We start from the raw sequence: 11,990 nt of genomic DNA on the forward strand, positions 1-11,990 counted from the left end.
TCATTGCAGGAACAGTCTTGAGTCGCGCAAGGGCTGCAAAGCAGCCCCTGCATTGGCAGCGGTGCAGCCCGTTAGATCAGCGAGCGAACCCGCAGCTCTTTGGGCATTGAAAAGGTGATGTTCTCTTCGCGCCCGTCCAGCTCTTCTGCGCCGGTAGCGCCCCAGGCCTTGAGCTGTTCGATCACGCCACGCACCAGCACTTCGGGTGCCGAAGCACCGGCGGTGATGCCGATCCGCGCGGCCTGGTCAAACCAGCCGCGTTGCAGGTCCTCGGCACCGTCGATCAGGTAGGCCGGGGTGCCCATGCGCTCAGCCAGCTCACGCAAACGGTTGGAGTTGGAACTGTTCGGGCTGCCGACCACCAGCACCACGTCGCTCTCGCCGGCCAGTTGCTTGACGGCGTCCTGGCGGTTCTGGGTGGCGTAGCAGATGTCGTCCTTGCGCGGGCCACCGATGTTCGGGAAGCGCGCACGCAGCGCATCGATGACGCGGCTGGTGTCGTCCATCGACAGTGTTGTCTGGGTGACGAAAGCCAGGTGGTTCGGGTCGCGCACCTGCAGGTTGGCAACATCTTCCTCGTCTTCGACAAGGTAGATGGCGCCGCCGTTGCTGGCATCGTACTGGCCCATGGTGCCTTCGACTTCCGGGTGCCCTTCGTGGCCGATGAGAATGCACTCACGGCCATCGCGGCTGTACTTGGCCACTTCGATGTGAACCTTGGTCACCAGCGGGCAGGTAGCATCGAACACTTTCAGGCCACGGCCAGCAGCTTCCTGGCGCACAGCCTGGGAAACACCGTGGGCACTGAAGATGACGATGACATCGTCCGGCACCTGGTCCAGCTCTTCGACAAAGATGGCGCCGCGGTTACGCAAGTCTTCCACCACGAACTTGTTGTGCACCACTTCGTGGCGCACATAGATCGGCGGGCCGAAGACTTCCAGCGCGCGGTTGACGATCTCGATCGCCCGGTCGACCCCGGCGCAGAAGCCGCGCGGGTTGGCGAGTTTGATTTGCATGCTCGGCTCCAGGCTTACAGGGCCTTCACCTCGAGGATCTCCACCTCGAAGGTCAGGGTCTTGCCAGCCAGTGGGTGATTGAAGTCGATGGTGACCTGGTCGTCATCGAACGCTTTGACCACACCCGGCAGCTCGGTGTTGGCGGCGTCGTTGAAGATGATCAGCAGCCCTTCGGACAACTCCATGCCTTCGAAGTTGGACCTCGGCATGACCTGCACGTTCTGCGGGTTAGGCTGGCCGAAGGCGTTCTCCGGGGCAACCACCACGGTGCGCTTGTCACCGGCCTTGAAACCGAACAGGGCGTTTTCAAAACCCGGCAGCAGGTTGCCATCCCCCACTTTGAAGGTGGCCGGGGCTTTATCGAACGTGCTGTCGACGGTGTCGCCGTTTTCCAGGTGCAGCGCGAAGTGCAGGGTGACTTCGGTGTTCTGGCCGATACGGGTGTCAGTCATGGACCGGATCCTCGGACTTCTTGCTCTTGAACATATCCAGCGCCAGCATCACCGCACCAACGGTGATGGCGCTGTCGGCCACGTTGAAGGCCGGGAAGTAATGACGGTTCTGCCAGTGCACCAGGATGAAGTCGACCACATGGCCCAGCACGATGCGGTCGTACAGGTTGCCAATCGCCCCACCCAGCACCAGCGCCAGCGCCACGGCCAGCCAGGTCTCGTTGCGCCCCAGGCGTTTGAGCCACACCACCAGCACCGCGCTGACCACCACGGCGATCAGGGCGAACAACCAGCGCTGCCAACCTGCACCATCAGCCAGGAAGCTGAACGCGGCACCGGTGTTGTAAGCCAGGGTCCAGCTGAAGTAGTCAGGAATGACCACGATCTGCTGGTACATGGTCAGGGCGTTGTTGAAGTACAGCTTGGTGGTCTGGTCGATGACCAGGACCAGCAAGCTCAGCCAAAGCCATGCAAGGCGCCCGCAGCGCCCCGCTGCAGGGTTAGGCATAGTGGCGCACCTCACCCTGGCCGCTCAGGTTGTCGACACAACGGCTGCAGATTTCCGGGTGCTCCGGGTGGCTGCCGACATCGGCGCGGAAGTGCCAGCAACGGCCGCACTTGGCGTGGCCGGACTTGACCACTTTCAGCTTGAGGCCTTCGACTTCGGTGGCTACGGCTTCGGCCGGCGCCTGTGCGAACGGCACCACGCTAGCGGCCGAGGTGATCAGCACGAAGCGCAGCTCGTCGCCCAGCTTGCCCAGGTCGGCACTCAGGCCTTCGTCGGCGTACAGGGTCACTTCGGCTTGCAGGTTGCCGCCGATGACCTTGGCGGTGCGCTGGTTTTCCAGCTCCTTGTTGACCGATGCCTTCACTGCCATCACGCGGTCCCAGTAGGCGCGGTCCAACTCGGTGCCTTCCGGCAGCTCGCTCAGGCCTTGGTACCAGCCGTTGAGCATGACCGACTCGTTGCGCTCGCCCGGCAGGTACTGCCAGATTTCGTCGGCAGTGAATGCCAGGATCGGCGCGATCCAGCGCACCAGCGCCTCGCTGATGTGGTATAGCGCAGTCTGGCAGGAACGGCGGGCGACACTGTTGGCGCCGGTGGTGTATTGGCGGTCCTTGATGATGTCGAGGTAGAAGCCGCCCAGTTCCTGTACGCAGAAGTTGTGCACTTTGGAGTAGACGTTCCAGAAACGGTACTCGCTGTAGTGCTCTTCCAGCTCGCGTTGCAGCAGCAGGGTGCGGTCCACGGCCCAGCGGTCCAGCGCCAGCATGTCTTCCGAGGCCAGCAGGTCGCGGGCCGGGTCGAAGCCGGACAGGTTGGACAGCAGGAAACGCGCGGTATTACGGATACGCCGGTAAGCATCGGCGCTGCGCTGCAGGATCTGCTCGGAAACCGCCATTTCACCGGAATAGTCGGTGGCCGAAACCCACAGGCGCAGGATATCGGCACCCAGGGTGTTGTTGACCTTCTCCGGCTCGATGGTGTTACCCAGCGACTTGGACATCTTGCGGCCGTTCTCGTCCACGGTGAAGCCGTGGGTCAGCAGCTCGCGGTACGGCGCGTGGTTGTCGATGGCGCAACCGGTCAGCAAGGACGAGTGGAACCAGCCGCGGTGTTGGTCGGAACCTTCCAGGTACAGGTCAGCGCGCGGGCCGGTGGCGTGGCCGATGTCGTGCGAGCCACGCAGTACGTGCCAGTGGGTGGTACCGGAGTCGAACCACACGTCGAGGGTGTCAGCGATCTTGTCGTACTGATCGGCTTCAGCGCCCAGCAGTTCGGCGGCGTCCAGCTTGAACCAGGCCTCGATGCCTTGCTGCTCGACACGCTTGGCCACTTCTTCCATCAGTTCGACAGTGCGCGGATGCAGCTCGCCGGTCTGCTTGTGCAGGAAGAACGGGATCGGCACACCCCAGTTGCGCTGACGCGAGATGCACCAGTCCGGGCGGTTGGCGATCATCGCGTGCAGGCGCGCCTGGCCCCAGGCCGGGACGAACTTGGTGTCTTCGATGGCTTTCAGCGCACGCTCACGCAGCGGCTCGCCGGTGCTCGGCTGCTTGTCCATGCCCACGAACCACTGCGCGGTGGCGCGGTAGATCAGCGGGGTCTTGTGGCGCCAGCAGTGCATATAGCTGTGGCTGATGGTTTCGGTGTGCATCAGCGCACCGACTTCGCTCAGTTTCTCGACGATGGCCGGGTTGGCCTTCCAGATGAACTGGCCGCCGAAGAATGGCAGCGACTCGACATACACGCCGTTGCTCTGCACCGGGGTAAGGATGTCGTCGTTGACCATGCCGTAGCGCTTGCAGGTGACGAAGTCGTCTTCACCGTAGGCTGGCGAGGAATGCACCACGCCGGTACCGGCACCCAGCTCGACGTAGTCGGCCAGGTAGATTGGCGACAGGCGATCGTAGAACGGATGGCGGAAGTTGATCAGCTCCAGCGCCGAACCTTGGGCGGTGGCAACAACCGAACCTTCCAGGTTGTAGCGCTTCAGGCACGACTCGACCAGCTCTTCAGCCAGCACCAGCAGGCGCTCGCCGGTGTCGACCAGGGCGTACTTGAATTCCGGGTGGATGTTCAGGGCCTGGTTGGCCGGGATGGTCCACGGGGTGGTGGTCCAGATCACGATGGCGGCCGGCTTGGTCAGCGAGGCCAGACCGAAGGCGGCGGCCAGCTTGGCCTCATCGGCAACCGGGAAGGCCACGTCGATGGTCTGCGACTTCTTGTCGGCGTACTCGACTTCCGCTTCAGCCAGCGCCGAACCGCAATCAAAGCACCAGTTCACCGGCTTCAGGCCCTTGAACACGAAGCCTTGCTTGACCATCTCGGCCAGGGCGCGGATTTCACCGGCCTCGTTGGCGAAGTTCATGGTCTTGTATGGGTTGTCCCAGTCACCCAGCACGCCCAGGCGGATGAACTCGGTCTTCTGCCCTTCGATCTGCTCGGCAGCGTACTCGCGGCACAGCTCGCGGGTGCGGTCGGCGGAGAGGTGCTTGCCGTGGGTAACCTCGACCTTGTGCTCGATCGGCAGGCCATGGCAGTCCCAGCCCGGTACATACGGCGCATCGAAGCCGGCCAGGGTCTTGGAACGGACGATCATGTCCTTGAGGATCTTGTTCAGCGCATGACCGATGTGAATCTTGCCGTTGGCATAGGGCGGGCCGTCGTGCAGGACGAACTTGGGACGATCCTTGCCAATTTCGCGCAGCTTCTGGTACAGGCCAATGCTGTCCCAGCGCTGCAGGATCTGCGGTTCGCGCTGAGGCAGGCCGGCCTTCATGGGGAAGGCGGTGTCCGGAAGGTTAAGCGTGGCTTTGTAGTCGGTCATTTCAGGCTCTTCGTTAGCGGTTGAGCGTGCCAATGTGCACGTGCGGCGGCGATATCCGCATCGATCGCCGACTTCAGCGCCTCCAGGGAGGCGAATCGCTGCTCTTCACGCAGCTTGTGGTGGAACTCCACCGTCAGGCGCCGGCCGTAAAGATCGCCGGCAAAGTCCAGAAGATGAATCTCCAGGTGCGGGCGCCCATCACCGGCAACGGTGGGGCGCACGCCGATATTGCCGACACCCGGCCAAGCTTTGCCGTCGATCACGATGCTGGCCAGGTATACCCCGGACAGCGGCACGCGACGGCGCTTGAGCTGGATGTTGGCGGTTGGTGTGCCGAGCTGGCGGGCCAGCTTCTGGCCGTGCAGCACGCGGCCTGTAATGCGGTACGGGCGGCCCAGCAGGTGTTCGGCCAGCTCGAAGTTGCCCTCGGACAAGGCCTTGCGCACTTCGGTGCTGCTGACCCGCAGGCCGTCCTGGATGACCGTGTTGGCGGCCTCGACGGTAAAGCCGTACGCGTTGCCGGCCTCGACCAGGAAAGCGAAGTCGCCAGCGCGGTCGCAGCCGAAGCGGAAGTCATCGCCCACTTCGAGATGACGCACGCCCAGGCCGTCGACCAGGATGGCCTTGACGAAGGCATCGGCACTGAGCTTGCTCAGACGATGGTTGAACGCCAGGCACAGCACCCGGTCGATACCTTCGGTCGCCAGCAGCTCTATCTTGTCGCGCAACCGGGCCAGGCGCGCTGGCGCGGTATCGGGTGCGAAGTACTCGCGTGGTTGCGGTTCGAAGATCACCACGCAGGTCGGCAGGCCCAAGGCCTGACCGCGCTCGCGCAGGCGCGCCAGGATTGCCTGGTGGCCGCGGTGAACCCCGTCGAAGTTGCCAATGGTGGCGACACAGCCCCGGTGCTCGGGGCGCAGGTTGTGAAGACCTCGAACCAGCTGCATAACGCGCTTCTTGCTCATAAAGTGGCCGATTATAACCACACCCGGGCGCTGGTGACAGGCAGCAGCGCCCAAGGGCGGCGTGGAATGCGAAAAACCGACGCCTGACCCGCCAAAAGCCTCAGTGCAAGGCCTTGCGAGCGAAATGCCGGGGCCTGAAGCCACACAGGTACAGGCAGCCAAAATACGTCACGACGCCCGCCAGGATCAGCGCCCCAAGCCGCAGGAAGCGCTCAAGCATAATGCCCTGCTCCCAGGCCGGCATATAGTGCATGCCCGCCAGCAATACTGCCGACATCAGCGTCACTGCCAACACAAGCTTGAGCAGGAACACTGCCCAGCCAGGCTGAGGCTCGAACAGCTGCTGACTGCGCAGCTTCCAGAACAGCAAACCGGCATTCAGGCAAGCACCGAGGCTGATCGCCAATGCCAGGCCGGCATGTGCAAGCGGGCCGACCAAGGCAAGGTTGAACAGCTGGGTGCAGACCAAGGTGAAGACTGCGATCTTCACCGGCGTGCGAATATTCTGCTGCGCATAGAAGCCAGGTGCCAGTACCTTGATCAGAATGATCGCCAGCAAGCCCACGGAATAGGCGATCAACGCCCGCTGGGTCATGGCCGCATCAAACGCGCTGAACTTGCCATATTGAAACAGCGCAACGGTCAGCGGCTCGGCAAGAATGGCTAAAGCCAGGGTGCAGGGCAGCACCAGCAGGAAGCACAGGCGCAGGCCCCAGTCGAGAATCCGTGAGTACTCCTCGCGGTCCTTGTTGGCGTAGGTCTTGGCCAGGGTCGGCAGCAGGATGGTGCCCAGAGCAACGCCCAACACACCGGAAGGCAGCTCCATGAGGCGGTCGGCGTAGTACATCCACGACACCGAGCCGGCCACCAGGAAGGAGGCGAAGATGGTGTTGATGATCAGCGAGATCTGGCTCACCGACACCCCCAGGATCGCCGGCAGCATCTGCTTCAGTACCCGCCACACACCCGTGTCCTTGAGGTTCAGACGCGGTAGCACGAGCATGCCGATCTTCTTCAGCGCTGGCAGCTGGTACAGCAACTGCGCCAGGCCACCCGCCAGCACGCCCCAGGCCAACGCCATGATTGGCGGGTTGAAGTACGGCGTCAGCAACACGGCGAAGGCGATCATCGCCACGTTCAGCAAGGTAGGCGTGAAGGCCGGCACCGAAAAGCGGTTCCAGGTATTGAGGATCGCTCCGGCCAGGGAAGACAGCGAGATCAGGAATATATAAGGAAACGTCACCCGCAACAGGTCGGTGGTCAGCGCGTATTTTTCGGTGCTGTCGACAAAACCCGGGGCCGTCGCCCACACCACCCACGGTGCAGCGAGGATGCCGATGGCGGTCACCAGGGCCAGCACCAGGGTCAGAAGGCCGCTGACATAGGCAATGAAGGTGCGCGTCGCCTCCTCGCCCTGCTGGGTCTTGTACTCGGCCAGAATCGGCACGAAGGCCTGGGAGAATGCGCCTTCGGCGAAGATGCGCCGCAACAGGTTGGGCAGCTTGAACGCGATGAAGAAGGCATCGGTAGCGACACCAGCACCAAAGATGCGGGCCAGGATGGTGTCGCGAACAAAGCCCAGCACCCGCGAAATCATGGTGATCGAGCTTACTGCAGCCAGGGATTTGAGCAGGTTCATCGAAAAGATTCACGCCAATGACAGAGGACGCTGCCAGACAGCGTCCGAATGTGCGATACTCCCGCGCCTTCGCAGGGGAGCCAAAAATTCCCGAGTGTACAGGTCGCGCAGCAGAAAGGAATCTTTCCCGCTTGTTGGCGCACCGCTCGGCGGAACCTTGCAGGTGGCCTTGACATCCGCTCGACTGATCGGCATGATTCGCGGCCTATTTTGTTTGCTATTTACCTAAAGTCTTTCGAGGAGCTCGACGGTGGCCAACACACCTTCCGCCAAGAAACGTGCAAAACAGGCTGAGAAGCGTCGCAGCCACAACGCCAGCCTGCGTTCCATGGTCCGCACCTACATCAAGAATGTAGTTAAAGCCATCGACGCAAAAGACGCCGAAAAAGCGCAAGCCGCTTACGTTCTGGCTGTACCTGTAATCGACCGTATGGCCGACAAGGGTATCATCCACAAGAACAAGGCTGCTCGTCACAAAGGCCGTCTGAATGGCCACATCAAGGCGCTGAAAGAAGCTGCAGCTGCCTAAGCGACGCGCTAGTCGAAAAACCGACCCTAGGGTCGGTTTTTTGTTGCCTGCGATTTATGCTTGCGGGCACAGCTCCATGTGGGACTCAATCTCTGTGTGGCGCGAAAGGGCTGCAGAGCAGCCCCGGCAATCTCAGCTTCTGCGCTGAGACCGAGGGGCCGCTACGCGCCCCTTTCGCGACGCAAGGCCGCTCCCACAAAAAAGCGGGGCCGCGTTTGGCGGCCCTACTTTTACATCACTTGGCGATTTGAATCTTCGGTGCCCACTGCAGCCATTCATCCTCGGCCTTTTCGAACAAGGCAAAGGTCTGTTGCGGCCGTGCCGGGTTACCCATCTGCTCGCCATCTGGCGTTGCAAAGGCGATACCGCCATCGATCAGGGTTTCCACCGACTCGGTACGCACTGTAGCGCCCTTGAACAGACCCCAGTCGAAACCGAAACCACTGCTGTTCCAGAAGCGGCTACCGCTGCGCACCAAGGCGGCATAGCGCGGCTCGATGAGGATATGAATCAGCACGCGGTCAGCGCTCTGGCCCAGCTCGAAGCCTGTCACCTTGCCCACCGTAACCTCACGATAGGTAACCGGCACACCCGGCTTGATCGAGCCGCGGCGTGGCGCACTGAGCGTCAATGGCAGGCCGACCTCTGGCCCTGCTACCTGCGGTGCTTCGGCCAAGGCGATGAAATCGCGCTGTGGCCCACGGTTCTTGGCTGCTGGCTGCACTTCCAGGTACTGCCCACCTATCAAGGTGTCCAGGTTTTCAGTGCGCACCAGGCCCAGGGCCGGCTTGACCACCCAGAACTGCGTACCGGCACGGGCAATACGATCCGCCGCTTCGGTAATGCGCGCCCGTAGCAGCACCGCCTGCAGGTCATCGGTGAGGTCGACGCTCTCGATGCTGCCCACATCCAGGCCGCGGAAGCGGATGGCCGTGCCCGGTTTCAGGCCATCGGCACGCTCTACACGGATGGTGATCAACGTACCCGCACGGTTTACCGCCTCCTGGCTGTCATGCAGGCGGAAGCGTGGAATGTGTCGCTTCAGCGGTACATCGGGCCGTGGCGTATCGAACGCAATACCGCCGGCCATCAGTGTTTGCAGCGACTCACTCTTGATCTTGATGCCCGACAGGCCGCCGGTCAGGGTGATCCCACTGACGTTCCAGAAGCGCGACGAACCATTGACCAGCTTCTCGTACTCCTTCTCGATATGCACACCGATCAGGATGCGGTTGCTGTTACGGGCGAACTGATAGCTCTGCACGCTACCCACCTTCACCTGGCGATACATCACCGGGCTGCCGATTTCCAGCGAACCCAAGGTGTCGGCGAACAACACCATGTGCAGGCCCGGCGCTTTGAGGTCGAGCGGCGGCGCCTTGGCACGCGCCTCGAACTCACGCTCTGGCCGTGCGCCCTTCTCACCAGGACGAATGGCGATGTAGTTACCTTTGACCAGCGCCTCCAGGCCCGTGATTCCCGCCAGGGAAATCGACGGTTTGACTACCCAGAACTGCGTCCCGTCTACCAGGTAGTCCTCAGTCAGCGGGTCGAGTGTCAGCTCGGCCGAAGCGCTGGCCAGGTTGTCTTCCATCTTCAGGGCTTTCAGCGAGCCCACCTGGATACCCTTGTACATGACCGGCGTGCGACCCGCCTGCAGGCCTTCATAATCGCTCAGCTTCACTTTTACCCGGATACCCGCCTGTGCTGCATCGAAGTCCTCGTACAAGCGGAACGGCAGGCTCGGATCGGTGGGCGGGCTGTCCTTGCGGTACTCCGGCGTGGCGAAGGCGATACCACCCGCCACAATGCTCGACAACGACTCACTGCGCACCTTCACACCCGAAAGCGAAGCATCGATGCTGACACCGCTGGCGTTCCAGAAACGCGTGTGCTTGCGCACCAGGCTGGCGTAGGCCGGCTCGATGAAGACTTTCACCTCTACGGTGCTCTGGTCCTCGGACAGGCGGTAGCTTTTCACCCGGCCAACCTGAATCTGCTTGTAGAACACCGGGCTGTCACGGTTGAGCGAGCCCAGCCTGTCGGCCTTGAGGGTCAGGTGTAGGCCTGGTTCAGAATCCGAGAGCGGTGGCGCCACCTTCAATGCCACAAAGCGTTTGGTACGCTCCCCCTCACCCGGGCTAACAGCGATGTAGTTACCCGACACCAGTGTTTCAAGGCCAGATATACCAGCCAGGCTGACACTCGGCTTCACCAGCCAGAAACGCGTGCCTTTGGTTAGATGGGGCTCGGCAGCCTTGTTCATCTCGATGGTAGCGATCACCCCCTGCGTGTCGCCCTTGGCGTCGAGCACCAGGCTTTTCACCTTGCCAACCGGCATGCCTTTGTAGATGACCTCAGTCTTGTTGGCGACGATACCCTCTCCCGACTCGAAGCGGACCTCAATTTCCACGCCAGCGTCGCGGTAGGCCTGCCACGCGAGCCAGCCACCGATCATCAGCGCAATCAAAGGCAGGATCCAGATGGCCGACCAGTTCGAGGCTGGGCGGGTTTTAGCCGTTGGCAGGTCACTCATGGTCGTCATCCGACTCCGTGTTATCCCAAATCAGTCGGGGATCGAAAGTTAAAGCGGCAAGCATTGTCAGGATCACCACAGTTGCGAAGGCGACAGCGCCCAGGTTGGCTTCGACACTGGCTATTCGGCCAAAATTCACCACTGCCACCAGGATGGCAATGACGAAGATATCCAGCATGGACCAGCGCCCAATGAATTCGATGAAGCGGTACATCAATATCCGCTGCCGGGCCGAAAGCGGTTGCCGCCGCTGAACGGAGTACAACAGCAAGCCGATGCCCACCAGCTTGAACGTGGGGACCAGGATACTGGCAATGAACACCACAGCCGCAATGGGCACCATGCCATGCTTGAGCAGGGTGATGACGCCGGACATGATGGTGTCCGGGCTGCCCTGACCGAGGGTACTCACGGTCATGATCGGCAGTATGTTGGCCGGGATGTAGAGGATCGACGCCGCAATCAGCAACGCCCAGGTGCGCACGATACTGTTCGGCCGGCGTGCATGCACGACAGCGCCGCAGCGTGTGCAGGTTTGCGAAGTGCTGTCTGGCTCTTGCCTGTTCAGCTCGTGACACTCATTGCAGACAACAATGCCTGCGTCAATCGCCCGCATGCAGGTCCTCCCCCGATAGCGCACTCCAGATCTGGTGGGGCGACATCACCACCTCGAGCCACACCTGGATCAATAACAGACTGATGAAACAGAACAGCCCAAGGCCCACGGTCAGTTCGGCCAGGTCCACCAGCTTGACGATGGCCACCAGCACCCCCATGAAATAGACCTCGAGCATGCCCCAGTCACGCAGATGGTGATAGATGCGGTAGAAGACCAGGCCGTAGTCACGCCCGAAGTTCAAGCGGATGCTCAACAGCACAGCCAGCTGACAGAGCAGTTTCGCCAGCGGAATGACCATGCTGCAGAGCAACACCACTACGGCAACACCGCGCATTCCCGAGTTGTACAGGCCTAGCACGCCACTCCAGACCGTATCGTCCGAAGTCTGACCAAGCAGGTGCAACTGCATGATCGGCAGGAAATTGGCCGGCACGAACAGCAAAAGGGCCGACAGTACCAAGGCCAGGCTGCGATTGACCACATTGTGCCGGTGGGCATAGAGCTCGTAGCCGCAGCGCGGGCATTGGGCTTTCTCATCATGCTGCAGCACGGGCTTGCGCAGCAGCAGGTCACATTCATGGCAGGCGACAAGCTCGTCCAACGGCAGCTGGTCCAGGGTTTCAGGTTCGACAGAATTGGACATATGGCGCTTCTGAATAGGTGCGTGGTGGCTATTCTAGTGTTCTGGCTCGAATTGTGGGAGGCGACATTGGCCTGGAGGGTATGCGCCCCTGCCTGGCGTTGCCCCCTTCCCCGTAGGAGCGGGTTTACCCGCGAACACCGGCGAAGCCGGTGCCATCTCCGCTCTCGAGCAGGTCAAGTTTTTTTGCCCACAAAGACAAAACCCCTACCTGCATGCGCAGATAGGGGTTTTGCGAAATGAATCTTGACGATGACCT

At 61.6% G+C, this 11,990-nt stretch carries 10 protein-coding genes; 1 reads left to right on the plus strand and 9 read right to left on the minus strand.

Annotation, left to right across the window (positions count from 1 at the left end; translation table 11 throughout):
- Nucleotides 1-71: 71 nt before the first annotated feature.
- The 6 genes from ispH to murJ all read right to left on the minus strand — a co-directional run bounded on the left by ispH (nucleotide 72) and on the right by murJ (nucleotide 7,407).
- A complete protein-coding gene (gene ispH, locus ACTJJN_RS20975; protein WP_088513560.1) occupies nucleotides 72-1,019 on the minus strand; it encodes a 4-hydroxy-3-methylbut-2-enyl diphosphate reductase in 948 nt (315 codons plus the stop codon).
- A 14-nt stretch (nucleotides 1,020-1,033) separates the two neighbouring features.
- Entirely contained in the window at nucleotides 1,034-1,471 is a 438-nt protein-coding gene (gene fkpB / locus ACTJJN_RS20980) for an FKBP-type peptidyl-prolyl cis-trans isomerase (protein WP_003247607.1), read from the minus strand.
- Entirely contained in the window at nucleotides 1,464-1,979 is a 516-nt protein-coding gene (lspA, locus tag ACTJJN_RS20985) for a signal peptidase II (protein ID WP_440781588.1), read from the minus strand. Before lspA ends, fkpB begins: the two co-directional genes overlap by 8 nt.
- Nucleotides 1,972-4,803, minus strand: a complete 2,832-nt coding sequence (ileS, locus tag ACTJJN_RS20990; protein WP_192907586.1) for an isoleucine--tRNA ligase — start codon at nucleotides 4,801-4,803, stop codon at nucleotides 1,972-1,974. The genes lspA and ileS overlap by 8 nt, the downstream gene beginning before the upstream one ends.
- On the minus strand, nucleotides 4,800-5,750 hold the full coding sequence (gene ribF, locus ACTJJN_RS20995) for a bifunctional riboflavin kinase/FAD synthetase (protein WP_029611809.1): 951 nt from the start codon (nucleotides 5,748-5,750) through the stop codon (nucleotides 4,800-4,802). The genes ileS and ribF overlap by 4 nt, the downstream gene beginning before the upstream one ends.
- Nucleotides 5,751-5,868: 118 nt before the next feature.
- Entirely contained in the window at nucleotides 5,869-7,407 is a 1,539-nt protein-coding gene (gene murJ / locus ACTJJN_RS21000; protein WP_012051111.1) for a murein biosynthesis integral membrane protein MurJ, read from the minus strand.
- A gap of 250 nt (nucleotides 7,408-7,657) precedes the next feature.
- Here murJ and rpsT point away from each other — a divergent pair, with 250 nt between their 5' ends.
- Nucleotides 7,658-7,936: a 30S ribosomal protein S20 gene (rpsT, locus tag ACTJJN_RS21005; protein ID WP_003247625.1), complete on the plus strand. Its 279-nt coding sequence runs from the start codon at nucleotides 7,658-7,660 to the stop codon at nucleotides 7,934-7,936.
- Nucleotides 7,937-8,171: 235 nt separating this feature from the next.
- Here rpsT and ACTJJN_RS21010 read toward each other — a convergent pair whose 3' ends face one another.
- The 3 genes from ACTJJN_RS21010 to ACTJJN_RS21020 are packed head-to-tail and all read right to left on the minus strand — an operon-like array spanning nucleotide 8,172 to nucleotide 11,734.
- Nucleotides 8,172-10,472, minus strand: a complete 2,301-nt coding sequence (locus tag ACTJJN_RS21010) for a PqiB family protein (RefSeq protein ID WP_004577289.1) — start codon at nucleotides 10,470-10,472, stop codon at nucleotides 8,172-8,174.
- Entirely contained in the window at nucleotides 10,465-11,088 is a 624-nt protein-coding gene (locus ACTJJN_RS21015) for a paraquat-inducible protein A (protein WP_012051109.1), read from the minus strand. Before ACTJJN_RS21015 ends, ACTJJN_RS21010 begins: the two co-directional genes overlap by 8 nt.
- Nucleotides 11,075-11,734: a paraquat-inducible protein A gene (locus ACTJJN_RS21020; RefSeq protein ID WP_012051108.1), complete on the minus strand. Its 660-nt coding sequence runs from the start codon at nucleotides 11,732-11,734 to the stop codon at nucleotides 11,075-11,077. The genes ACTJJN_RS21015 and ACTJJN_RS21020 overlap by 14 nt, the downstream gene beginning before the upstream one ends.
- Nucleotides 11,735-11,990 lie beyond the last annotated feature (256 nt).

The sequence above is a fragment of the Pseudomonas sp. 22515 genome (assembly GCF_052044625.1).
Lineage (GTDB): Bacteria > Pseudomonadota > Gammaproteobacteria > Pseudomonadales > Pseudomonadaceae > Aquipseudomonas > Aquipseudomonas alloputida.